Source organism: Bradyrhizobium sp. LHD-71 (genome assembly GCF_031157255.1).
Taxonomy (GTDB): domain Bacteria; phylum Pseudomonadota; class Alphaproteobacteria; order Rhizobiales; family Xanthobacteraceae; genus P52-10.
Map to the genome: position 1 here is coordinate 57937 of NZ_JAVIFX010000032.1, position 23924 is coordinate 81860.

Genomic DNA, 23924 nt, shown 5'->3' on the forward strand with positions numbered 1-23924 from the left:
ATTCTTAGTCGCGGCGAGGCCCGAGGGATCGTTCGCCGGCCGTGGTTCTGTCCCGTACGCGCACAAGCGATATCGTTGCGAACACGCCGTCGCGCCGAACCAACGCGTGAAACAGCCCCGCCGCCAGATGCAGCAGCACGAGAGCGAAGAATGCGAAGCCCAGATAGACATGGGCGTTCCAGAGCAGCGTGTGCCCGCGGTCGCTCTGCGGCAGCAGCGCAGGGATTTCGACGCCGCCATAGAGAACGACCGGGTAGGACGCTGCCCAGAGCATGCCGAGGCCGAGCAACGGCATGATGATCATGAACCCATACAGCAGAAGATGCGACGATCTTGCACCCAACTTCATGGCTCTCGGAAGATCGTCCGGCAATGATGGTGCGCCGTAATACAGCCGCAGCGCCAGCCTGATCAGAACGAGAGCCAGCAAGGTGACGCCGAGCGTCTTGTGGATGAGGATCAGCGGCAGATATTTTGGTGCAACGGTCGAGACCATCCCTGCACCAATGAAAAGCATGGCGAGGATGCAGACCGCCATCAGCCAGTGCAGGAGCCGCTGGGCCAGCGTGAAACGGTGAGGAACGTCAGTCATGGCTTTGCGGCTCCGGTGCGCGGATAGTTCTTGGCCTCGGCAGCACGCAAATCATAGGATTTGCGATAGACCGATGAGCGCGCGGCCGGGAACGGATCGTCGGACACCCGGATTCCCTCGGGCAGGACGGTCGGATCGAAGTTGATGTCGCGGCATGGTCCATCTCGCTCCGGTTCGATCCGTTGCACGATCAGCGTTCCGACCTCCACCTTGCGGCGGGTTTCCGGCCAGGCTTTGCTCGGGTCTGCAGTCGGATCACCGGGATCGGCGACGGTCGTGACCATGGTCCATCGCAGCGGACCGGTTGTCCGAACACGCTCCGCGATCTCCGGCTCGAGATAATCCGGGCCGCGCTTTTCGAGGTCGGCCTGCGAAATCGGAACGGGTCTTGCCGCCGGCAGAAGCGACCAACGCACGGCGTGATCGCCACCCTTCGCGTCCGTGAAAATGAAGCTATTGAGACCATGATAAGGTTCTTCCGCATAGCTGCCGGTCCATGGCGCCGTCTTGGCCCAAGCCGCAAAATGGCCGAACTCCGGATTTGCCTGAATGAACGCCTTCATCGCGTCCGGATCCTTCTTGCCGGACGCGATCAGCAGATCGTGGAAGGCCTGGGGCGTGGAGACAGCAAAGAACGGCGGATTGATCATCGCCATCCGCCAGACTTCGCCATTTGCCGTGATCTGAAGACCGAGGCCGCGCACCCGCACGGTCGCATCCACCGCGTTCGGATTGGGGGTGCCGAGATTGAAGCGGCCCAGAGCCGCGTATTGCCCCCTTGCGAAGACCCTTGCCCGGGAGAGCTCCACGCCGTTTCCATTGGCCTCGAATGTGCCGGTGAAGCAGATTCCCTTGGCGTGGTTTCGCCGGTATCCGAGCGGCGGTCCGCCCGGCGGCGTCAGCGCCTCAATCATCCGTTCCGGCGTTAGGCGACCAGGCGAGAGCCATCCTGCAGTGTACGCGAACGCAGCTGCCCCACCGCCCATGATCGTCGCAATCAATACGAGCGACCCGAGGCTAGACCGCGGTAGTTTGCCTGGTAGATTCATTCAGTCTCCTTGCGAGCCGCAAATCGCCCGGCGATCAGAGCGGCACGGCCGCATTGTCGAGTAACCAGAAGGTGTTCTAGCGGGCCGCTGGGGCTCCGATCTTCTTAAACTCAACGCCAATTTCGCGAAGGCACGCCTCGTTCTACTCGGCTCTTCCTGCTTGCGCGGGTGAACTGGCGGCCTGCGCCCTCGTTCGGGCGTTCTGGAAATATTTCGTGCTTTGTGAAAATTGCCTGTAACGCTCGAAAGACCGGTCGTGCGCCTCGCCCTAAGTCGGATGTTCTTCGCGCAACGGTCGCAACGCTCGTCTGACGACGGTCACGTCGCAGCGGCGCGGCCATCTTCGCGAAGGCTGGAATAGGATTGAGGATGCAATGAACAAAGTGATCGTCGTCACGGGAGCCGCAAACAACATCGGACGAAGCTGCTGCGAGGAACTGGCGCAGGCGGGGCACACAGTCTACGTCTCGATGCGGGAAGCGGGCAACCAAGGCGCACATGGCCTCGGCAAGGCCGGCGCAAGGGCCGCTGAGCTTCGTACCATCGAGTTCGATGTCTCCTCGGAAGCCTCCGTGGACGCGGCCATCGAAGCCATCATCGCCGAACACGATCGCCTCGACGTGATCGTACACAATGCGAGACAGGTGCTCTACGGGCCGACGGAAGCCTTTACGGCGGAGCAACTCGCCGAGCTCTTCGATATCAACGTGCTGAGCGCGCAGCGCCTCAATCGGGCGGCATTGCCGCAGTTGCGCAAACAGGGCCAGGGCCTGCTGATATGGGTCACGTCGAGCTGCGCACGCGGCGGATCAGTGCCCTTCCTCGGCGCCTATGCGTCGTCGAAAGCCGCCATGGATGCGCTCGCAATCGGTTATGCCGGCGAACTCGCGCGATGGGGGATCGAGACGAGCATCGTCGTCCCCAGCGCTCTCGGACCGGGCCACTACGTTCGCTCCGGCCGGCCGACGGACACCGTTCGCGCCGAGGAATACGCCGATGGACCGACCGCCGATGTGACCGAGACAGCGCTCGCAGGACTGGCGCAACCCTCCCCGAGGGACCGTGCTCCACAAGACGTCGCGAAAGCCATCGCCGACGTCGTGAACATGCCGTTCGGGCAGCGGCCGTTGAGGGTTCATATCGGGCCCGATGACGATGGCGCGGCGGCCGTCGACGCCGTCGCCGACCGCGCGCGCGCTGAATTGCTGCGCCGGGTCGGACTGGAGGACGTGCTCTCGCCGGCGATTATCGGCTAGAACCGTACGCCGTTGAGTGACATATCGCCGCATCAATGGCTGAAAGTGCGAAAGCTCCCGAGAAGAACGTGACATCCGCCGTATGGCCATTCTTTACCCCGATATGACCCCGATGTTAATTTCGAGCCTGCCACGACGTCCATAAGTCCTGGTGGGCTCCCAAGTTCTGGAATGCGAGTCGTTTGTCGGGTTGAAATTCCTAGAATGGCCTCCCGCTGGCAAAGCAAAAATGGCACGGCCACTGCCGGCTCCTCTGTCCAAGAGGAGGCTGCTCGGGAGACTTTCGTCTTCGGCCCCTTTCGCCTCGACGCCGAGCAGCGGCGAATCGCAAGGAATGGCGAGCAGGTTCAGCTGTCGGCTCGGGCCTTCGACATCCTGCTCACGCTGATCCGGCATGCAGGAACGGTCGTCAGCAAGAGCGATCTGATGGCCAGAGCGTGGCCCCACTCCAGTGTCGACGAGAACAGCCTGCGTGTTCACATCGCAGCGCTTCGCAAGGCGCTCGGAGACGGTCATGCCGGCGACCGCTATCTGAGCACCGTCTCCGGGCAGGGCTATTGCTTCGTCGGGTCGATCTCTAAGCCCGACGAGACACAGCCGGAGCCGTCCGGTCTTCCTTATGCCCACAACCTGCCGGCGCATCCCCGGCACATGGTGGGACGCGAGCAAACCATCCGAGAGATATCCGAACGATTGAGAGCTCAGCGTTTCGTCACCGTGGTCGGGCCAGGTGGCATCGGCAAGACGACGGCGGCCGTTTCGGTCGGCTACGCCCTGCTCGCCGAGTTTGCAGGTCAGGTCCACTTCGTCAGCCTGGGCGAGAATTGCGATGCTGTCCTCGTGCCTGCCGTCACCGCAGCTTCGTTCGGGTTGCCGGCCCGATCGAACGATCCCTCGGCAGGACTTGCAAGTCTCCTGCGCGGGAGGCACATGCTGCTCATTCTGGATTGCTGCGAGCATGTCATCGACGCGGCGGCTGCGCTGGCTGAGCAACTCTTCCAGGAGGCGCCAGAGTTGCACATCCTCGCCACCAGCCGGGAGCTGTTGCGCGTCGAGGGCGAACATGCCCACCGCCTTCTGCCACTGGCAAGTCCTCCGGAGAAGGCCAGTCTGACCGCTGCAAGCGCGCTCGCCTATCCCGCAATCGAACTCTTCGTCGAGCGTGCGACGTCCGGAGGGAGCGAGTTCGCGCTGACGGATGCGAACGCTTGGGATGTCGGCAACCTCTGTCGCCGGCTCGACGGCATTCCGCTTGCAATCGAGCTCACCGCCGGCCATGTCGGCGCATATGGCGCCGGCGCCATGGTCCGGCTCCTCGACGAGCACTTCAATCTGCTCTGGGAGGGGCGGCGGACCGCCCTGCCTCGTCACCGCACGCTGCGTGCAACCATCGAATGGAGCTACAATCTCCTTTCCGAAGCGGAGCGCGAGGTTCTCGACCGGCTGTCCGTGTTCGTCGGAAGCTTCAGCTTGGACGCCGCGCAGGCGATCGTCGCGACCGCAAAGGACGATGACGCCATCCTGGCCATCATCGACAGCCTCGTCGCCAAGTCGATGCTTGCGTCGAGTGTCGACCCGCAATTGACCCGTTATCGGCTCCTGGACGCCACCCGGGTCTACGGCCAGGAGAGGCTCGCCGCCCAAAACGACGCCGATGAGATGGCGCGGCGCCATGCCGCCTACTTTCTCGCGCTGCTCGAGAACACGGATGGCGCGGCGAGAGACGGCTTCCCGGCCGCAACCGATCAGTTCGGTAACGTACGAAGCGCTCTGGCATGGTGCTTCTCGGATCGGGGCGACCGTGGCATCGGGATAGCGCTCACGGCCGCAGCTATTCCCCTGTTCTTCAAACTGTCGCTCCTGACCGAATGCGAGCATTGGGCCGCGCGCGCCATCGAGGCCCTCGATGAAACCGCCGAAAGCGCGAGGCGCAGCCTTGCACTCTACGCCGCACTCGGAACGGCCCGGACACTCACCGGGCAATTCGACGATCTGGCCATGACCTGCCTCAACCGCGCGCTTGCGCTGGCAGAGAAGATCGGCGACCTCTCCGGGCAGGTCCGGCTGATCGATCGGCTACATCTGCTCCAACTGCTCACCGGGAAATTCCACGACGCCTTGAAGACGGCCAGAAGAGGCGAGAGCATCGCACTGGAGAGCGGCGATCCCGGGGCCCTTTCCCGCATGCACTTGGCGCTTGGCATCTCCTGTCACTATCTCGGCGAACTTGCCGCCTCCCGTGCGTACATCGAGGCCGCGATGTCGCGTTTCGGCGCGACGAAGGACGTCGGTGGCGAGCCGACGCTCGACTATCCCGGCCGCGCACCAATCACTTTGGGCCGTATTCTATGGCTCCAGGGATATCCCGACCGAGCCGTGGAAATCGCGCGAAAGGCTGTTTCCGACGCGCTCACCATGGACCACCCCACCATGCTTTGCCGGGCGCTGGTCTGGGCGTTCGACGTGTTCTATTGGAATGAGGAGCTGGAAAGTTACGAAGATTCCATCGACAGGCTTCTGGCCGAGAGCCGTACGCACAAGCTCGCCACGCTCGAGATCGTCGCGGAAGCCATGAAAGGAATTGCGCTGCTGACGCGCGGGACGACCGGTCCGGGTCTCGCGATGCTGAAGGGCTCGGTCGAGAAGCTACAGAACCGCCGTTTCGGTGCGGTCGCAGGGTTGAGCGTGCCGCTTGCTGCGGCCCTGGTAGCGGCAAATCAAGGCGGGGCCGCGCTGGACACGATCAACCAGGCCATTGCCCAGGCAGGGCGTTGCGGCTTCCTGATGGAGATGCCCGACATGCTGCGGGTGAAGGCGGAGGCGCTGATCCGCAAGGCCACGCCCGACATGTTGCAGGCGGAGCAGAACCTCGCGCAATCGCTCGAATTGGCGCGCCAACAAGGCGCGCTCGGTTACGAACTGCGCACGGCAACCATGCTTGCGCGGCTACGACAGCGCCAAGGCCGCTACCGAGACGCAGAAGAACTTCTTGCACCCGTGTATGGCCGTTTCACCGAGGGATTTGGCACGCGCAGTCTCAAGACAGCCTCGGATCTGCTCACTGAGCTGCGCTTCTCCCGATCGGACAGGCTTGCGGGCTCTTGGTGAGGACGCCCGAGCTACTGGGGCGCCAGCTGCGCCATCATTGTCCTCGCGCGGCGCAGATCGGCGATCTCGAAACCCTCGGTGAACTTGCCGTACACGGGCTCGAGAATATCCCGCGCGTCGGCCGGCCGGCTCTGGCTTATCCGCAATTGTGCCAGACTGATCGCCGTTCGCAGCTCCCAGAATAGCGCTCCCTGACCGCGCGCCATCTCCGACGCCTTGTCAAAGGCCTGCTCGGCAGCTGCCGCGGAAAAATGCGCGCCGGCGTGCAGCAGCAATTCGCCCTTGATGCGCAAGAGCTCCGCCACATACCAGCGTTCGTCACGTGCTTCGCATCGCGCCAGCGCCTCGTCGACGGTCGCAAGTCCTTGCGAAATCTCACCGGCTTCTCCGAGACATGCTGCTAGCTCCCCGACGAGAAGCAGGAAGCGTGGCAGAAATCGGGCCTCGCCCGCCAGGCCGAGCGCCTTGCGTAGCAAGGACAGGCCGGCCTCGAGGTCGCCACCGCGCGCCATCACCATGCCCCTAAAGGCGCGCGCCCAGACGCTCCACAGCCGGATCGGATGACGTTCGGTATGCTCGATCAGCATGGTGCAATAGCGCTCCGCCAGGACGAGATCACCGGCGAGAAAGGCGACCGGGCAAGCGCCCTGTCCGAGCACGCTGCAAAACGTCAGGGCATGACCATTCGTACGACCTTCCTCGACGTTGCGATCGACCACGCTCAGCGCCTGATCCGCGAAGCCGAGCAGCCAGAGGATGCGCGCCTGGAAGTAATGTGCCGAAGCGCGCGGATCGAACCGGAAACGGATGACCTGCGGCTTTGCCGTCAGATCGGAAAGACGGGCCAAGGCCCGGTCGATGTGACGGTGCGCCAGCCGCTGATCACCGAGATAATGCATCGTGGTGGCGAGGAGCCGTTCTGCCATCACCTGATCGACCGAATTGCCCGATCCGGCCACGACATCCGCAAAACGGCGCGCAAGACCGAGTGCCTTGCGAAACTCGCCATTGTTGAACTGATCGATACAAAGGCCCCAGAGCGAGCGCAGCAGATAATCATTGTCGCCGAGCTGCTCGGCGAGCCCAAGAGTTTCGACCCAGGCAGGACCCGCTTCCCGGGCCCTTCCAATGCCATACATCAGCGACCAGGCGCGCGCAGCCGACAATTGCATGCGCAGCTGCCGCGCATTCGCCGCGCTCTCGTCGAGATGAGCCAGCGCCAGCTCGGTTCGCTCGCGGCATTCTGCAAGCAGAGACAACTGCACCCATAGCGGGATCGCCGCCGCGGTCAGCGCCACTCCGATCTGCGCGTCCCCCTCGGACGAGAAGGCCCAATCGAGGCTCGATCGCACGCTGTCGATATGGCGACCATAAAGCTTGAGCCACTCCGCCTGCGGCTTGGCTTCGCTATCGGCTTCAGCTCGCGCAAGGAAGCCGCAATAATATCGAGCGAGACGGCGCGCCGCGCCGTCAAGCTCTCCGCAAGCGCGCAGCTTGTCCAATGCGTAGGCGCGCGTGGTATCCAGCAGCCGATACTGAGGGTGATCACCGCCGATGTCGGCAAGAACGAGCGACTTGGCCACCAGACCGGCCAGCCGACCCGTCAACTCGCCAATGCCCTCGCCGGCCACCACGATCGCCGCTTCGAGCGAAAACTCTCCGGCGAAGACGCCGAGCTGCCGCAGGATGCGCGCCTCCATCTCCGGCAGCAGGTCGTAGCTCCAGTCGAGCGTCGCGCGAAGGGTTTGCTGCCTGGGTAGCGCCGTCCGACGGCCGGTCGTCAGGAACTTGAACCTGTCGTCCAGAAGCACGGCAATCTTCGCTGGACTCAACATCACCGCGCGCGCCGCCGCGAACTCGATCGCGAGCGGAATTCCGTCGAGCCGCCGGCAAATGGAGGCAACGGCTCCGAGATTTTCCTCATCCGGCGCAAAGTTCGAACCGAGCGCCCTCGCCCTCGTCATGAACAATTCCACGGCGGTGTAAGCAGATGCGCCGCCGTATCCCAGTCGGGATTCGGGCGGCACGTCCAGAGGAGGAACGCGATAGACGTGCTCGCCGTCGATGCGCAGCGCTTCGCGACTGGTCGCAACGATAGTGGTCCCGGGAGAGCGGCTGACGATCGCGTCGGCCAGTTGAGCCACCGCATCGACGACATGCTCGCAATTGTCGAGAATGAGCAACAGCTGCCGCACGCCGATCGCACGTGCGACCGCCTCCGGCGAGATGTCCTCGCCTTCGAGCTTGATTCCGAGCACGCTGGCGACGGCCGAGCAAACCAGCTTGGGATCGGGCAGCGAGGCAAGCTCGACCAGCAGCCGATCCGCAGCAAAGCCGGGCGGCGCCGTTCTGGCGGCTTCCAATGCAAGCGCCGTCTTGCCGATGCCGCCAGGCCCGACGAGGGTCACGACCCGATAGGCCGAAAGAAGCTCCCATAGATGTGCGATGGCGGTGGCCCGGCCGATTAGATCGAACGATGCATTCGGAATGTTGGTCGAGCGCAATTGTTGGGATGCTGAAGATTGTAGCGGCGCATCCGTCTGGCGGATCTGCCATGACCCCAGCAGGCGATATCCGCGTCCGACGTCGGTTGCGAGCATGTCGCGGTCCGCGCCAAAGGCTCTTCGGATCGCGGCGATGTGCACCCGAAGTGCGCTCTCCTCGACAAAAACGCCCCGCCAGACACGCTCGGCCAAATCGTTCTTGGTGACCAGATCGCCTTCGGCCCGAACCAATTCCGCAAGAATCTCAAAGGCGCGCCCGCCCAGAGGAACGACCTCACCCTGCGCGCGCAATTCGCGCCTGGCAAGATCGATCTCCCATTCCGAGCAGGTGTAAACGGGACGTTGGCCCGACTCAGCCATCATTGGCACGGCCCCGAATGGTTCATTGGACTTGCGTGCAGTCTATCACCATCCTTCCAGGAGACACAGTTTGCCAGCCGGAAGAGCGCCTGCCCCGGGTTCCTCTCGTACGCCTCACCCTTCAGCAGCCGCGGCAGATCGCTCCTTCCAGCATTTTCTCGAGGCGGGCGTCGTCCTTGTCGATGGTCGCGTCCGTGCCGAGCAGAGGCCGCTTCATCGCATGATCGCTCCCCTCCGACGAGGGAAGTGCAGTGCCGAGCGAGTTCGTCCCAGGCGTCGCGGCACTCGTACCGAGCGCGCCGCCGCGTGCCATCGACATATGCGATCCCATGCCGCCGCGGGCAGATGCTGCTCCCGACAGTCCGAGACAAGCTACGACGCAGAGGAAGGAGAGCAATCTCATGGCTTACACTCCGCATGTTGTATGACCTGCACTCTCAAGTGGGCGTTGCGATTGATTCGACCATGCACGATCGTGCGAACGATCATGACAAAAGTGACAGGATTCGATGTCGAGAACGCACCACCACTTCTCGGTAATCCGCGTGCATTCCTGTTTTCCCTGCTCGCCTTCTCGCAAGAGTGATGCGTTTCGGGCAGGGTTTTCCAGCCGGATTGCCTATATGACTCGGCAAAGACAATTTCGGAAACGTCACCGGCCGAGCAGCCATCATCGCCAAGCGACTCTCCGCATCTCACGAGCAATGGAGAATCGCCATGAACGTATTCAAGACCATGATCGCCGTCGCGCTGATCTCGACGGCAACGATATCCTCGGCCTCCGCGGCCTGGTCATTCGCCGACCAGGAGCCCGCCGCATTTGCATCAATGTATCCGGATCGCGACGTGCTCAACGGCGGCGCGCTGACGCCGGCAGGACGAATGGGCCTGGAGCGGCCCGGCGGCGCCGCGCCGGTGTTCGGAGCAGCGCACCCTTACGTCCGGCACTGGCATCGATGAGCGAGCGAAGAGCGGGCGGCCTGCGCACGCAGGTGATAACGCCCGCCCGAGAACGTGCACGGAGTGCGTCCGCGCCAAGCGGCGCACCCCACCGGTCTCGCACCTTGGCGACCGCGCAGAAACGACTGTTGACCGAGCCACCACCACGACTTCGTGCAAAGGCGAAAATGATCGTTCGATTGATACTGCTGATCCCGCACGCGCACGCACATGTCTGACGAGCGAGCCGAGGCGTTCCCGGCGTCGCTTTATCAAGGAGACATGAAATGACCACTCTGAAGCTCTTGTCGGCCGGACTGGCCGTTGCGGCCCTGATTGCATCCCCCGCGATGGCTCGCGAAGGCAGCGAAAACACACGTCGCGCGAATGTCGATTCCTATGCATCGGTCCAGCGCGTGCCGGTCACGTCAAAGCGCAGCTGCGTTCACGCCCCCGACGTTGGTGCGTACGCGACCGCTCCCTGGCGCCGGCCTCCGTGCGAGCCGACCTCCGGTTACTGAGCCAGTCGACCGGACGAACACTTGGCTGCAAGTCAAGCGACAGCGCTGAGACGAGGGTTCTCCTCTCAGCGCTTCGCGGATTCGATGTCGCCGGAAAGAAGGATGCGCGCCGTCATGCAGTGAGATTCTTCCAGTCGGCCCGAGAGCGCCGCGGCAATCGATCGTCGGCAACTCATCTCGCCAGTGGCTAGCCGAGGACATCTGCGCCGTCGATGGCGGTCCCGAGGACGGCGAAGGTCTTCTTGACAGGTCGACTGCCTGCCCTGTAGGAGACCGAGGCATAGTCATGCTTTCAAAATATTGCCAAGAGACGGTGTTTTTCGGAAAACCATGACTGTCTTGGCATCACGACGGTGAATCTGATCCGCGGATCCCTATGTCGTATTCGGCGGCCAATCGAACCTACGCTTTCGGAAACTGGCTTATCGATTGCCAGCGCAGGGAGCTGAGACACGACACCGTCGTGGTGCCGATCGGCAGCCGCGCGTTCGAGCTTCTCGAAAAGCTGGCGGATTCGGCCGGTCTCTTGGTGACCAAGGATGAATTGATCGGAAGCGTCTGGTCGGGCCAGATCGTCGAGGACAACACGCTCCAGGTCCATATCTTCGCGGTCCGCAAGGCGCTCGGCAGGGATCGCGATCTCCTCAAGACGGTTTCGGGCCGAGGATATACTCTCGCCGGAAGCTGGCGAAGCGGACGCCCGGATCACTCCGCAGCCGCAACGATATCCGCTCCGGCCGCCTCGTCTTTTTCGAGCAACCTGCCGAATGCGCGCGCACCTCTGATCGGTCGCGAGGATTCTCTGAGCGAGTTGATCGATATCCTCTCCGCCTACCGCGCCGTGACTCTCGTCGGCCCTGGAGGCATCGGAAAGACCAAGCTCGCCATCGAACTTGCGCGGCGCGTCGCATCGTCGTTCGACGATTCCGTCGCGCTGGTCGAGCTCGCGACCTTGCAGGATCCCGCGCTCGCGATCTCTGCAACGGCCCGGACCCTGAAGCTCGCTCTGAGCGACAAGTGCGTTTCGCCCGCGAGCATCGCCCAGGCCATCGGCTCGCGACGCCTGCTGCTCGTGCTCGACAATTGCGAGCATGTCATCGACGTGGCCGCGCAGATCGCCAGCGCCGTGCTGCGCTATTGTCCGAATGTTACCGTCCTTGCAACCAGCCGGGAAGGACTGCGTATCGACGGCGAATATGTTGCAGCCATACCGCCGCTGTCGGTTCCCGGACCGGACGTCCTGGATCCCGATTTGGTTCTTCGGGAAAGCGCGGTGCAGCTCTTCGTCACTCGGACGCGGGCATTGCGGGCAAGCTTCGTTCCCGACGCCAGCGATCTGCTGAAAATCGCCGCCGTCTGTCGGCGGCTCGACGGAATTCCGCTCGCGCTTGAGTTCGCCGCGGCCCGGGTCGCGAACCTCGGGGTGGATACCGTGTTGAGCCGCCTGGACCGGCGCTTCGAGCTCCTGAACAGCGGTCGTCGCGACCAGCTGCCGCGGCACCAGACCCTGCGAGCGACGCTGGACTGGAGCTACGATCTGTTGTTGCCCGAGGAGCAGAGGCTGCTTTGCCGGCTCGCTGTGCTTCCGGCCGGCTTCACGCTGGACGCGGCCATTGCCATGATGGACGATGACCTGTCACGGTCGGACGTCATCGAGACGTTGTTCAACCTCGTCGGCAAATCTCTGGTCTCGCTTGATCCATCGTTCGAGGGGCGATGGCGCCTGCTCGAGACCACGCGCGCTTATGCCTTGGAGAAGCTGGCGGAAGCAGGATTCCTAGCGCAAGTTTCGCGACGGCATGCGGGTTTCCTGAGGCAGCTCGTTGCGCCGCTCGGGGGCACCTCCCCAACCGCTGACGATGTGTCCCGCCTGGCCCAGGAGATCGAGAACGTGCATGCCGCGCTCGACTGGGCCTTCGCACCTGATGGCGATACCACGCTCGGAGTCGAGCTGACAGCCGGCTTCGTTCCGGTGTGGATGCATCTGCTGTCCTTCGTCGAGTGCTCGAGCCGGATCGAGCACGCCCTCGTCCATCTCGGCCCTGGGGTGACCTGCAATCCGAGGCTCAAGGCACAGCTCCACGTCGCATTGGGATTCGCGCTTCTCAACACGACCGGCTCTGCCGACCGCATGAAGGCGGCCCTCAATATTGGTCTCGTGCTCGCCGAAGAGCTGTCCGACCTTGAGCTTTCAGCTCAAGGCCGTGTGGACGCTGTGGAGCTACAATCTCAACTCGGGCCAGTATGACTCCGCCAAAGCGGTCGGCGAGCGATACCTCGAGATCGCGCTGCGCACAGGAAATCCCGCCAACGAGACCGTAGGTCGCCGCCTGATCGGCGCCGCCACCCATTTTTGCGGCGCGCAGGAGGATGCAAGGCGGGAGCTCACCCTGTCCCTAGATCACGAGGCCCATGGACTGAAGGACGGCCCGAACCAGATGTGGTTCCTGCTCAACCAGAGCGTTCTGGCCAAGGCCATGTTGGCCCGCGTCCTGCTGCTACAGGGAAAGGTCGCGCAGAGCAGAGCTCTTGCGGCCGAATGTCTAGAGGACGCGGAGCGGGAGAAAGACAAACTCGCGATCGCCTACGCATTGCGAAACGCCGTCTGCCCGATCGCTCTCATGACGCATGATCTCGCCGCTGCCGATCAGGCGATCTCGTCCCTCCTTGAACTCGTGACCCGCGAGGGAATAGCTTTCTGGAACAGCTGGACGTCGTGCCTGAAGGGGCAGCTGCTCGTCCTGCAAGGTCAGTACGACGATGGGATATCGTTGCTGCGAAGCGGACTGAAGGCGCGGGCCGAGAACGGATGGTTGATGCGCAATCCAGAATTTCTCGGATCGCTCGCCGAAGGCCTGCTCGCGAGTGGCGAAGCTGTGCAGGCGCTGGCTGTCGTTGAAGATGCCTTGAACATCGCCCGACAAGGCCGGCAATTGTGGTGCCTTGCGGATCTGCTGCGGATCAAGGGCGAAGTCCTGCTGGCTGATGCTCCGCTCGATCTTTCCCGGTCGGACCTGCTGTTCGCCGAAGGGCTCTCCGTTGCCAGAGAGCAACGGTGCCGCTTTTACGAGTTGAAGATCGCGGCCGCCTGGGCAAGGATCATGGCGGGATCGGATCGTCAGCAGACCGCGCTCGACCTCGTCGGCCCGATCAGCGCGCAATTCGATCGAGATGTCGATCTCCCCGCGCTCGCATTCGCGCGGGGCCTCGTTGCAAGCCCGGCGACGACACGTGGCGGCGACCGGCCTGCCTCCGGCACCTGCCACTAGCCCAAGCCTTCCTCTCCTAATCCAAGGACCATGCTTGATGATCTCTCGACGCTGGGCGGTGCTGGCGCGGCGGTGCTTTCGCCCGCCGTCATCCGCGCGCAGGGCATCAGAACCAATCAGGATCGGCGAGATCAACTCCTATAGCAGCGCGCCCGCGTTCGCCCTGCCCTATCGCCGCGGCTGGCAGCTGGCGGTCGAACAGCTGAATGCGCGCGGCGGCTGCGCCCGGCCATTTGAGGCACAGACCTCTCAGCATCCCGGCGGCAGGATCGGCGATACGCCCGGCGTCGGCGCTGCACCTGTCGCATTGGCCGGCAACACAGTCGCGGGCGAGGCCAGGTTCATCGAGACCCCTTCCATGCAGGCAGAGCTGTTAGGGCTGGGCACGACGGCGCTTGGATCAATGCCGGTGCCGCCGGCACCGCTGACGTCCGCCGTAATCGTTCCCGGTGTCGGGCTGGTCGGCACCTGCGGGATCGAGAGCGGCAGCGACGAAGCAGCGGTCACCAGTCCCCCCGGCGTTGAGCTGCATGCAACTGTCGCCCCCGTTCCTGCCGGCGAGGCTGCGGGAATGGTTCCGATCGGGCTTCCGGCCTGAGCCGTGATCGGCACTATCGGAGCGGCGCCACCCGACGTGGACAAACCTGGATTCGTTACGATCGGGGTCGCCGGCACCGGCATCGGGGACGCCGATGGCGCAGCGCAGATGACCACCGTCCCCGGCGTCGTCGGATCGGAGGCAAGCGGAACGGGCGCGAGGATCGTGTCGGGCGCGTTTACTTCGGTCGCTGCGGAAAACGGACCCGGACTGTTCAACGGCGAGGTCACGATCGCGCCGGGCACCGTCGGCAGGCTCATCGCCGTACTGCCGGTTGTGGCCACCTGCGCCCTGCCCGGAGCCCCGCCGAGCAGCAGAGCGAGCGCCATCGCGAAAGCAATCCGCATCATCGCCATTCCCTAACTCACTTCGACCTTGCGAACGGTGACCCTGCTACCCTCGGTCAGGTTCACCGCCGGATTGAGCACGACCTGATCACCGGGCTGGACTCCTTCACGCACTTCGACTCTTGTGCCGAAGTCCCGCGCGATCGAGACCTGCTGCAAATGCACGGTGCCGTTGCGCACGAGCGCGACGTGGAGGCCATTCTGGTCGAACACCAGCGCATCCGACGGGACGATCATCGACGGTGTCTTGCGCGGGATCGATAATTCGACAGTGCAGTAGATGCCGGGGCTGAGCAGACCATCCGGATTCGGCACGTCGATCTCGGTCAGCAGTGTCCGGCTTCCCGGCTGCAACGCGGTCGCGATCCGCGTGACCTTCCCCGGAAACGTCCGTCCCGGAATCTCGGGGACGCGGATATCGGCATCGACGCCGGGGGCCACCCCAAAGGCCTCGTCCTGCGGCACGAAGACCTGGGTTCGGATCACGGCGGAATGCATCAGTGTGAACATGAAGGTCGATCCGGCCTGCACCAGACTGCCATTGTCGACATTGCGCTGTGTGATCACACCGTCGAACGGCGCCACCACGCGCTGATAGGCCTTCTCTTGCTGAAGGACCCTAATCTGAGCCTCCTGCGCCGCGATGTTGGATTGGGCGACGCCGACGGCGGCCTGCTGCGCTCGCAGGGTGAGACGGTCGTTGTCGCCCTGCTGCGCCGTCAACCAACCCTGCTTGACGAGATTGCTGTCCCGCGCATTGGTGACGTCGGCGAGCTCACGGCTTGCTTGCGCCTGCTGGAGCGCCGCCTGGTTCTGGGCGAGAGTCGCCTGCGCCTGCGCGATCTGCTGGTCCAGCTCCGGAGCGGTGATGTCGGCGAGGAGATCGCCCTTCTTCACATGGGTGCCGATATCCACGTAACGCTTCTCGATATAGCCGCTGGTCCGCGCGAAGATATTTGCCGCCTCGAAAGCCGTCGTCGTCGCCGGCAGGCTGACCTTCATGATGTCGCCGCTAGGCTGGACCGTCGCCACCCGAACATCCGGCACGGCGGTTCTGGCCTGCTCTGCCACTGCGGCGACCTCGCGCGCGGCCTGATAGTGCCGCCAGCCGCCAATGCCGAGACCGCCCACGAGGATCAGAACGATGCCGCCTCCGAGCACCGCACCACCGTAGCGGCGGCCCGATTTCGGCTCCTTGCCGGGGAGCTCCACGATCCGCAGGCTCTCCGCACCCGGACGGCCTCCCGCCTTGTCGTCATTGGTCCGCATGCGAACATCACTCATTGCGGTTGCTCCTCGAATACGCCGTGGTGAGGCTTGCCATCGTTACGCTTGCGCAACATGGCGAACAGATAAGGCACGACGAGCAATGTCGTCGGGGTCGCGAACAGCAGCCCGCCAATGACGGCCCGTGCAAGGGCTGCATTCTGCTCCTCACCGGGGCCTCCGATCGCCATCGGGATCATGCCGACGATCATCGCTGCGGCGGTCATTAGGACGGGACGGATCCTGGTGCGGCCGGCGCTCAACGCTGCCTGGAATGCGGAGTGTCCCTTCAACTGCTCGTCGCGCGCGAACGTCACCAGCAGGATGGAATTTGCGGAGGCCACGCCGACCGCCATGATCGCTCCCATCAGCGAGGGCACGTTCAGCGTCGTTCCCGTGATGAACAGCATCGTCACTATGCCGCAGAACGTTGCCGGCAGCGCGAGGATGACGACGAAGGGATCGCCGAAGTTCTGGTAGTTCACCACCATCAGCAGGTACACCAGGATGGCTGCGAACAGCAGTCCGATCCCGAGATCGCGGAACGACTGATGCATGCTCTGGATCTGCCCCAGAACCTGAATCGAATTGCCCGGCTGGAGCTGCTTCTGCAGCGTGGACGTGACCTTGTTGATGTCGGCCGCGACGCTGCCGAGGTCACGTCCCTGCACGCTCGCATAAACGTCGAACACCGGCTGGACATTGGCCTGGTTCGAATTGGTGGGAACGGTGCCGCGCTTGAAGGTCGCGACATTGCTGAGCAGGCCCGGCACCGTCTGCCCACTTGCCGCAACCGATGCCGACACCGGCGTATTCCCCAGTGCATTCAGCGAATTGGCCCTGTACTCCGGTGTCTGCACGGCGAGGTAATAGGGAATGCCCGACGTCGGATCGGTCCAGAAATTCGGCGAGACCTGCGCGGACGAGCTGAGGCTGACATTGATGTTGGTCGCGACTGCGCTGGCATTTAGGCCCAGTTGTGCCGCCCGGGTCCGGTCGATGTCGGCATAGAAGGCGGGAGCATCGACCTCCTGCTGGAGATGGGCATCGACGATGCCGGGGATCGTGGACAGGCTCTTCTGAAGCTCCTTCGCTACGGCCAGATTGTTGGCACCGTATCCGACCGTGCGGACGTCTATCTGCGCGGGCAGTCCGAAGTTCAGGATCTGCGTGACGATGTCGGCTGCCTGGAAATAGAAGGTGTCTTCTGGGAATGCCGATGGCAGCACCTGGCGCAGCTTCCTGACGTAATCCGCCGTCGGCCTGTGTCCGTCCTTCAATGACACGAGGATGGTGCCGTCATTGCCTCCGATCGTCGAGCCGTCCGTGAAGGCGAGGTTGTAGGCGCGTGCCGGAAGCCCGATATTGTCGACGATCAGCGCCCGGTCCCGCTCCGGAATGACCTCGCGAATCCTGTCCTCGACCGCCTGGAAGATCGCCTCCGTCTTCTCGATGCGGGTGCCCGCGGGCGCGCGAACGTGAAGCTGGATCTGGCCGCCATCGATCAGAGGATAGAAGTCGCGGCCGACATAGGCGAACATGACGGCCCCGAGCGCCAACACCAGCACGGCGACGACGGGCACGATGGCGCGACGTTGCAGCAAGGTCAGCAGGAGCACGGAATAGCCATTGCGCAGCCGTTCGAAACCGCGCTCGAACGCCGCCGAGGCGCGCGCGAAGATGCCCGACGGGCTTTCGCCCTCGCCGTGGCGCCGCTCGCCTTTCAAGAGCAGGCCGATGGTGATCGGCGTGAGCGTCCGCGACAGCCCATAGGAGGCCAGCATTGCGAACACAACGGCGAGGCCGAGCGGCGTGAAGAGGTATTTCGCCGGTCCCTCCAGGAACACGACCGAGGTGAACACGCAGCTGATCGCGAGCGTGGAGACCAGTGTGGGCACCGCGATCTCGGCGGCGCCGTGCAGCGTCGCCTCCGGCAACGGCATGCCCTCTTCGGTCCAAAGCCGATGCGTGTTCTCGATCGTCACCGTGGAATCGTCGACCAGGATGCCGACCGCGAGCGCAAGTCCGCCGAGTGTCATCGTGTTCAGGGTCTCGCCGAGGAAATTGAGGACGACCAGCGAGGACAGCATCGCCAGCGGGATCGAGATCAGGACGACGAGCGTTGAGCGCCACGACCCCAGGAACATCAGGATCATCAGCGCCGTGAGCCCGGCAGCGATCGCGCCCTCCCGCAGCACGCCGTTAACCGAATGGGTGACGAACACCGACTGATCGAACAGCTCGTTGATCTTGAGTCCCGCAGGCGCTGAGGCGCGGATCGATGCCAGGGCGTTCTTCACGCCATTGACGACCGCGAGCGTCGAGGCATTGCCGTTCTTGATCACGCTGAGCAGGACGGAGCGGTGGCCGTCCTCACGCACGATGTTCTGCTGCACCTGGGAGCCGTCACGGACCTGGGCGACGTCCTTCAGGAAGATCGTCGCCCCATTCGCGAACTTGACGGGGATCATGTTGAGATCCTCGATCGAGGCCGGCGTCGCATTGGTCCGAACGGTGTACTGGGTGTCGCCGATCTTCGCCGTGCCGGTCGGCAGCGTCAGATTTTGGGTGTTGACCGCATTGACGATGTCGAGCGGCGTCAGCCCGCGCGACAGCAGTTTGTTCGGATCGATGTCGACCATGATCTGACGGTACTTTCCGCCGGCGGGCGTCGGCAGCGTCACGCCGGGAACGGGCGCCAGTTGCTGGCGTACCCGATAGATGCCGAAATCATAGAGCTGCTGCTCGTTCAGGCTGCTGGATTCGAGACTGAGCTGGAGCACCGGCACGCTCGATGCGTTGAACTGCACGATGATCGGCGGCTGAATGCCGGGCGGCATCAGGGCGCGGATGGCGTTGGTCGCCGACACGATCTGCGAGATCGCGAGATCGAGGTTGACATCGGGCTGGAAGTAAATCTTCTGGACCGACAGACCGTTGAGAGTTTGCGCCTCGATGTTCTTGATGCCGCTGACATTGGCGCTGATCGAATATTGGCTATAGGTGCTGACGCGCTGCTCCATCTCCGGCGTCGACAGGCCGGTATAGCTCCAGATCACCGTGACCACGGGGATGCGGATCTCCGGGAAGACGTCCGTCGGCATCGACCGGATCGCGATGCCGCCGAGAAACAGGATCAGCGCCGCAAGCACGTAGAATGTGTGCGGAAACCGCAGCGCGAAGCGAACAATTCCCATGATGGTCTGCCTGGAACGGGTGGTGCGGGATGGGAGGACAGATGAGGGCGGGCGGATATCCGTTCAAATGAAAACGCGTTCAGGGGATCGTTGCCGGGACATTCGCCCCCCTCGCGCGCCCACGGCGCGCCGCAAGCGGCAATACTTCACCGGCGCGGGCCGCGTCGCGCGCGGCGAGGATGACGGCGCGCCTGACCTTGGCGAAGGCGCGGATCTCGATCTGCCTGACGCGTTCGCTGGAGATCGACAGCTCGACGCCGAGCTGATCGAGCGTGACCGGGTGGTCTGTCAGCCGCCTCGCTTCCAGGACGTGGCGCTCGCGTGCCGTGAGGCCGCCCAGCGCGGCACGCAGGGCGCTGCTGCGGCGCTCGGACTGCTCGCGATCGGCCAGGATCGTCTCCGCGTCGACGGCGTCATCGACCAGCAGCGTTTCCCACTCGGCGCCATCCTCCTCGCCCCCGACGCGTGCGTTCAGCGACATGTCGCCGTTCAGGCGCGCGTCCATCTCCATCACCTCGCAGGCAGTCACCTCGAGCTTCTCGGCGATGACAGCGGCGACATCAGGCGTGAGCCTTGCCATCGCACCACCCATGGCCTTCCGCATCTCACCACGCAGCCGGAAGAACAGCTTCTTCTGCGCCGCCGTCGTGCCGATCTTGACCAGGGACCAGGAGCGCAGGATGTAGGCATGAATGGAGGCCTTGATCCACGGCACCGCGTAGGTGGAGAACCGCGCGCCGCGGTCGGGCTCGAAGCGTGAGGCGGCGATGACGAGACCGAGATTGGCTTCGGCGATCAAATCGACCAGCGGCAAGCCGTATCCCTTGTAGCCGCGCGCCACCTTGGCCGCGATCCGCAGATGACTGGTGACGAGCGCATTCGCCGCGCCCTCGTCCCGCGTCTCCTGCCATCGGCGCGCGAGCTGCTGCTCCTCGCCCGGCTCGAGAAATTCGTAGCGCTTGATGGCCACCGCATACGCACTGAGGAACGGGACCGGCGCAGCGCTGGCATTTCTCGCGATCTCAAGACTGGTCTGCATCTAACACTCCCACATTTCGAAACGGCTGACAGGTTTTAGGAGGCTTGCGGACGCGCAGGCCACTAAACTGGGCGTCACACCTCTGAATTCGGTTTCAGACATCCGGCATGTCCCGGCATCGAGAGCATCGCGCGTGGCCATCACATCCACTTCGCGCTTGCCTGATCCAACATCCGAGATCGGCATGCGGCGAGCTGCGCTTTCCCTTGCAGTGCAGGCCAGAATCTCGACCCGACCCCCGGGCGCCGGACCGATGATCAGCCGAAAACCATGCAGCTTGACGATGGCGGCCACCAGGCTCAGCCCGAGCCCGACGCCCGGCGTGTTCCGTATCTTGTCGGAGCGGTAGAACCGCCGAAGCACCGCTTCGCGCTCCTGCTCGTTGATGCCGGGCCCGGTGTCGCTCACGCCAACGAGCGCCGTCCTGTCGTCCGATTTGAGCTCGAGCTTCACCCGACCGCCTGCCGGCGTGAACTTGACGGCGTTGTCCACGAGATTGGCGATCGCCTCGAACAGCAGGTCCCGGTCGCCCCACACCTGCACGCCCCGATCGATGACGACGCCGAGCGCGATGCCTTTGTCCTCGGCGATGGGCTCGTAGACGTCGCACACTTCGCGCAGGATCTCGTCCAGTGCGACGTTGCCGAAGCCGGCTGTGCGACGGTTGTTCTCGATCTCGGTCAGGCGCAGCAGGGCGGTGACGATCGCGAGCGACTGGTCGATGCCGGCGATCGCCTTGTCCGTGACTTCCTGAAGCTGCGCCAGCGTGGTCGCATGGGTTCGGCCGCGCTCCAGCGCCAGCCTTGCCCGCGTCAGCGGCGTCCTGAGATCGTGGGCGATGTCGTTGCCGACGCCGGCAAGCGCGTTGATCATCGTCTCCATCTCGTCGAGCATGCCATTGACGATCCTGGCGAGCCGCGCGAACGGATCATCCGCATTGCCCTCCGGAAGTCGCTCGCGCAGCTCCCCGGCCACGATTCGCTGGACCCGCTGGTTCACTTCCTCGACTCGTTTCTGGGCGCGGACGCTCAGCCAGGCGCCGGCGAGCACGCAGAGGCAGAAGGCGGGCAGCACGCCGAGCGCAAGCGCCTGCCCCACTACGCTCGATATCTCGCGCGTCTCATCGACGTGCCGTCCCAGCACCAGGACATCGCCATCATCGAGACGCCTGCCGACAGTTCTCACGATGGGGCTGCGGCCCGCCGCTGTCTCCAGCGGATCGAGCCGAACGCCTTGCACTGTTCCGTCGAGATCGAACCCGCTTGGCACGCGGTCGATGTTGCCGGCAAGGCGCGCACCGCGGGCGCTGAACAGCCCGGCATAGTGCACATGCCGAGAATCCTGCTCAAGTTGATCGGCAACCGCGCGGGCGCGGCGATCCCGCGGCAGACCGGCCATGAAGTGGATCTGCGTAGTAATCATGCGATCGGAACGTGCGATCAGATAGTCGTCCAGCTCCCGGTAGACGAACGCGAACAATCCGACGACGAACAGCGCGAGGGTGGCGGCGACCGCCAGAGCCCACAGGAACGTGTTCGAACGGATGAATTGCATCTGACGCATATCGGCCGCTACTGGCGCCCGCGCAGGATGAAGCCGGAGCCGCGAACGTTATGGATCAGCTGTACATCGCCGGGAGCATCGACCTTGTGCCGGAGCCGGCCCATGTGCACGTCGATCAGGTTGGTGGTCGCGGGAACGAATTTGTAGTTCCAGACCTCTTCGAGCAGCATTGCGCGCGTCAGCAATTGATCGCTCCGGCGCATCATGTATTCGAGCAGGCGGAATTCACGCGGCAGCAGGTCGATCTCGCGTTCGCCGCGCCGGGCAGTTCGCTCGATCAGGTCGAGCTCCAGCGGGCCCGCCACGAGGACGGTTTCGCGGTTCTCCGTCGGGCGGCGCAGCAAGGCCTCGATCCGCGCGACCAGCTCGACGATCGCGAACGGCTTGGTGAGATAGTCGTCGCCTCCCATGCGCAGGCCCCGCACGCGGTCGTCGACCGCCCCGAGCGCGCTCAGGACCAGCACGGGCGTCCTGATCTGGTCATTGCGCAGCGCCTCGACGACGGTCAGCCCATCCATGCCCGGCAGCATGCGGTCGACGATCATGGCATCGGGATGCGAGGTCCGTGCGTGGTCGAGACCTTCGATGCCGTTCGGCGCCCACTGCACCTCGAAACTGCGCTCGGCAAGCTCGGCGACGATCGCCTCCGCAGTTTCAATGTCGTCCTCGATCAGGAGAATCCGTGTCATGAGCTTGGTCCCACCTTCTGCGCGGCGGTTCGGCCTGCGGCGGGACGGCGTGGGCCCGGCGGCTTGCGACGTCATGGTCACCGTCCCGTTCCGAGCGCACGGCGGCGCGCCCGCCTGCGATCGGCTACGCGCTGCATGACCAGATGGTGCTGCGGCGACAGCAGCAGCACTGAATTGATTTTCAGGAATCCGGCCGCCTTTGCCACCAAGAGCGTCAGCAGGACGACAACGCGTCGTGCCATCGTCGTGATCATCTTCGCCTCCATTCGGGCTGCGCTATGATGGAGATATGCCCGCAATCCGCGCGCCGTTACTCTCGCAAGGCAACGAAGGTTGCCTATTCGCACGATCGTGGTCGCGCTGGCGCAGCGGCTCACAGGCCGTTGAACACCGGTGAGCAATTCGTGCATTTGGATCGGCGCCGGTCGTGCACATCTCCTGAAGGAGCCGGCTTGATCGGCCTGCTGTCATCAAAGGAGAAGCCGAATGATCACTTCCAAGCTCTTGCCGATGGGGCTGATTGCAGCCGCCTTGATTGGAGGACCCGTCATGGCGCGCGAACACCATGCCCCCATGCGGCAGCCCGTGATGCAATCCGATACGGTCGCATCGAACGTACCGATCTATCAGGACAGCCGCGGCTGCGTGCCAGCACCGCGCGTCGGCGCGTTTGCGACCGCGCCCTGGACCGGCAACAATGTGCCGTGCGAGCCCGGCACCGGCGCGTTCTGATCGCTGCACATCACATCGCACGAAGGAGCGGGATGAATTGTTCAGCCCGCTCCTTTCGGCGCGCCGCGACGATGCGCACCAGGATCGCCTTTCCGGCTGGCGGCCTCATTCCTGAAGCCGAATTTAGTGGGATTGCCGCGCACCGTTCTTACCTCTCGTGCATCACGAGCCCAGTCATCAGGTGCCATCTCATCCGGAGCATTGGCTAGCACGACGCGAACGCGGACTGCGATGATGGCGGGCGGCTTGGCACGAAAGGAGTGTCCCATGAAACGAGCAATCATGATCTTGGCAACGGCGGTGCTGGCCTCGACTCTGGCCGTCGGCACGGCCGCAGCGCATGGCGGTGGTGGCGGCGGAGGTCACGGCGGTTTTGGCGGTGGCGGCCACGGCTTCGGCGGCGGCGGCTTCGGCGGCGGCGCGCATTTCGGCGGGATCGGACATGCCGGAGGCTTTGGCGGAGGACGATTTGGCGGCGAGCATTTTGGGATCGGCCACGTCGCCTCCGGCGGCGCAGGCTTCCGCCAGCATGCGTTTCATCACTTCGGCCGTTATCGGCCCGGCTATGGATACTACGGCTACTATCCGGATTGCTACGATTGGTACGAGCTGCACCCCGGCGTGCCGTTGCCGCTGAGCTGCAGCTAGTCTGCACGCGCGGTGTTCGGCCTCGACCGCATGTCATGATTCAGGCCCACGTAGCGCCTCGTTCTCGCACCGGCGACACGTGGACCCTTCGCGAGATCTGCCGTCAGCTTTCCACTGTGTGATTTCGGTCACAACAGAATCATCCGCCCTCGCCTACAATGATCAAGCATGGCCGCAAACAAGGTAACGGCGGTACGCACGAGGCTGGGAAGGCGATCAACAGCTACGAACTTTTCGAAGCCGCCAG

The 23924-nt window shown here is 63.9% G+C and carries 20 protein-coding genes; 10 read left to right on the forward strand and 10 right to left on the reverse strand.

Annotation, left to right across the window (positions count from 1 at the left end; all coding sequences use genetic code 11):
* Window positions 1-4 precede the first annotated feature (4 nt).
* Both RCO31_RS28665 and RCO31_RS28670 read right to left on the reverse strand, forming a co-directional pair.
* Complete coding sequence (locus tag RCO31_RS28665) at window positions 5-592, reverse strand: cytochrome b (RefSeq protein ID WP_145641630.1); 588 nt, start codon at window positions 590-592, stop codon at window positions 5-7.
* A complete protein-coding gene (locus tag RCO31_RS28670; protein WP_145641633.1) occupies window positions 589-1641 on the reverse strand; it encodes a catalase family peroxidase in 1053 nt (350 codons plus the stop codon). The genes RCO31_RS28665 and RCO31_RS28670 overlap by 4 nt, the downstream gene beginning before the upstream one ends.
* A gap of 374 nt (window positions 1642-2015) precedes the next feature.
* Here RCO31_RS28670 and RCO31_RS28675 point away from each other — a divergent pair, with 374 nt between their 5' ends.
* Together RCO31_RS28675 and RCO31_RS28680 are read left to right on the forward strand one after the other, a co-directional pair.
* Entirely contained in the window at window positions 2016-2897 is an 882-nt protein-coding gene (locus RCO31_RS28675; protein ID WP_145641635.1) for an SDR family NAD(P)-dependent oxidoreductase, read from the forward strand.
* Between the two features lie 204 nt (window positions 2898-3101).
* Window positions 3102-6005: a winged helix-turn-helix domain-containing protein gene (locus RCO31_RS28680; protein WP_145641637.1), complete on the forward strand. Its 2904-nt coding sequence runs from the start codon at window positions 3102-3104 to the stop codon at window positions 6003-6005.
* A gap of 11 nt (window positions 6006-6016) precedes the next feature.
* On the opposite strand, the gene RCO31_RS28685 is transcribed toward RCO31_RS28680, so the two are convergent.
* Together RCO31_RS28685 and RCO31_RS28690 are read right to left on the reverse strand one after the other, a co-directional pair.
* The gene (locus RCO31_RS28685; protein ID WP_145641638.1) at window positions 6017-8872 is read right to left on the reverse strand and encodes a winged helix-turn-helix domain-containing protein; all 2856 of its coding nucleotides are present in this window, start codon (window positions 8870-8872) and stop codon (window positions 6017-6019) included.
* A 118-nt stretch (window positions 8873-8990) separates the two neighbouring features.
* Window positions 8991-9272 carry a hypothetical protein gene (locus RCO31_RS28690; protein ID WP_145641641.1) on the reverse strand — a complete coding sequence of 94 codons (282 nt, stop codon included), beginning with the start codon at window positions 9270-9272 and terminating at the stop codon, window positions 8991-8993.
* A gap of 314 nt (window positions 9273-9586) precedes the next feature.
* Here RCO31_RS28690 and RCO31_RS28695 point away from each other — a divergent pair, with 314 nt between their 5' ends.
* From RCO31_RS28695 to RCO31_RS28720, 6 genes are all read left to right on the forward strand, one after another.
* Window positions 9587-9829 (forward strand): hypothetical protein, encoded by a 243-nt coding sequence (locus RCO31_RS28695; protein WP_145641643.1) that lies wholly within the window; start codon window positions 9587-9589, stop codon window positions 9827-9829.
* Window positions 9830-10095: 266 nt separating this feature from the next.
* The gene (locus RCO31_RS28700) at window positions 10096-10329 is read left to right on the forward strand and encodes a hypothetical protein (RefSeq protein WP_145641645.1); all 234 of its coding nucleotides are present in this window, start codon (window positions 10096-10098) and stop codon (window positions 10327-10329) included.
* A gap of 376 nt (window positions 10330-10705) precedes the next feature.
* On the forward strand, window positions 10706-12577 hold the full coding sequence (locus tag RCO31_RS28705) for a winged helix-turn-helix domain-containing protein (protein WP_308971735.1): 1872 nt from the start codon (window positions 10706-10708) through the stop codon (window positions 12575-12577).
* Window positions 12513-13598, forward strand: coding sequence for a hypothetical protein (locus RCO31_RS28710; protein ID WP_308971736.1), 1086 nt, complete (start codon window positions 12513-12515; stop codon window positions 13596-13598). Before RCO31_RS28705 ends, RCO31_RS28710 begins: the two co-directional genes overlap by 65 nt.
* Before the next feature lie 37 nt (window positions 13599-13635).
* Window positions 13636-14196 carry a hypothetical protein gene (locus RCO31_RS28715; protein ID WP_231088623.1) on the forward strand — a complete coding sequence of 187 codons (561 nt, stop codon included), beginning with the start codon at window positions 13636-13638 and terminating at the stop codon, window positions 14194-14196.
* Window positions 14197-14232: 36 nt separating this feature from the next.
* Entirely contained in the window at window positions 14233-14559 is a 327-nt protein-coding gene (locus RCO31_RS28720; RefSeq protein ID WP_308971737.1) for a hypothetical protein, read from the forward strand.
* On the opposite strand, the gene RCO31_RS28725 is transcribed toward RCO31_RS28720, so the two are convergent.
* The 6 genes from RCO31_RS28725 to RCO31_RS28750 form a co-directional block, all read right to left on the reverse strand.
* Complete coding sequence (locus tag RCO31_RS28725; protein WP_145641647.1) at window positions 14556-15827, reverse strand: efflux RND transporter periplasmic adaptor subunit; 1272 nt, start codon at window positions 15825-15827, stop codon at window positions 14556-14558. The two genes, RCO31_RS28720 and RCO31_RS28725, sit on opposite strands and share 4 nt — an antisense overlap.
* Window positions 15824-19006 (reverse strand): efflux RND transporter permease subunit, encoded by a 3183-nt coding sequence (locus RCO31_RS28730; RefSeq protein ID WP_145641649.1) that lies wholly within the window; start codon window positions 19004-19006, stop codon window positions 15824-15826. Before RCO31_RS28730 ends, RCO31_RS28725 begins: the two co-directional genes overlap by 4 nt.
* Window positions 19007-19085: 79 nt before the next feature.
* Window positions 19086-20045, reverse strand: a complete 960-nt coding sequence (rpoH, locus tag RCO31_RS28735; protein ID WP_145641651.1) for an RNA polymerase sigma factor RpoH — start codon at window positions 20043-20045, stop codon at window positions 19086-19088.
* On the reverse strand, window positions 20046-21599 hold the full coding sequence (locus RCO31_RS28740; protein ID WP_231088621.1) for an ATP-binding protein: 1554 nt from the start codon (window positions 21597-21599) through the stop codon (window positions 20046-20048).
* Window positions 21600-21616: 17 nt separating this feature from the next.
* The gene (locus tag RCO31_RS28745) at window positions 21617-22297 is read right to left on the reverse strand and encodes a response regulator transcription factor (protein WP_145641653.1); all 681 of its coding nucleotides are present in this window, start codon (window positions 22295-22297) and stop codon (window positions 21617-21619) included.
* Between the two features lie 77 nt (window positions 22298-22374).
* A complete protein-coding gene (locus RCO31_RS28750) occupies window positions 22375-22551 on the reverse strand; it encodes a hypothetical protein (RefSeq protein ID WP_158644802.1) in 177 nt (58 codons plus the stop codon).
* Between the two features lie 232 nt (window positions 22552-22783).
* Between RCO31_RS28750 and RCO31_RS28755 the strand changes: the two genes are divergently transcribed.
* Window positions 22784-23029, forward strand: coding sequence for a hypothetical protein (locus tag RCO31_RS28755; protein ID WP_145641655.1), 246 nt, complete (start codon window positions 22784-22786; stop codon window positions 23027-23029).
* A gap of 267 nt (window positions 23030-23296) precedes the next feature.
* Window positions 23297-23677 carry a hypothetical protein gene (locus RCO31_RS28760; protein ID WP_145641657.1) on the forward strand — a complete coding sequence of 127 codons (381 nt, stop codon included), beginning with the start codon at window positions 23297-23299 and terminating at the stop codon, window positions 23675-23677.
* Window positions 23678-23924: the final 247 nt, after the last annotated feature.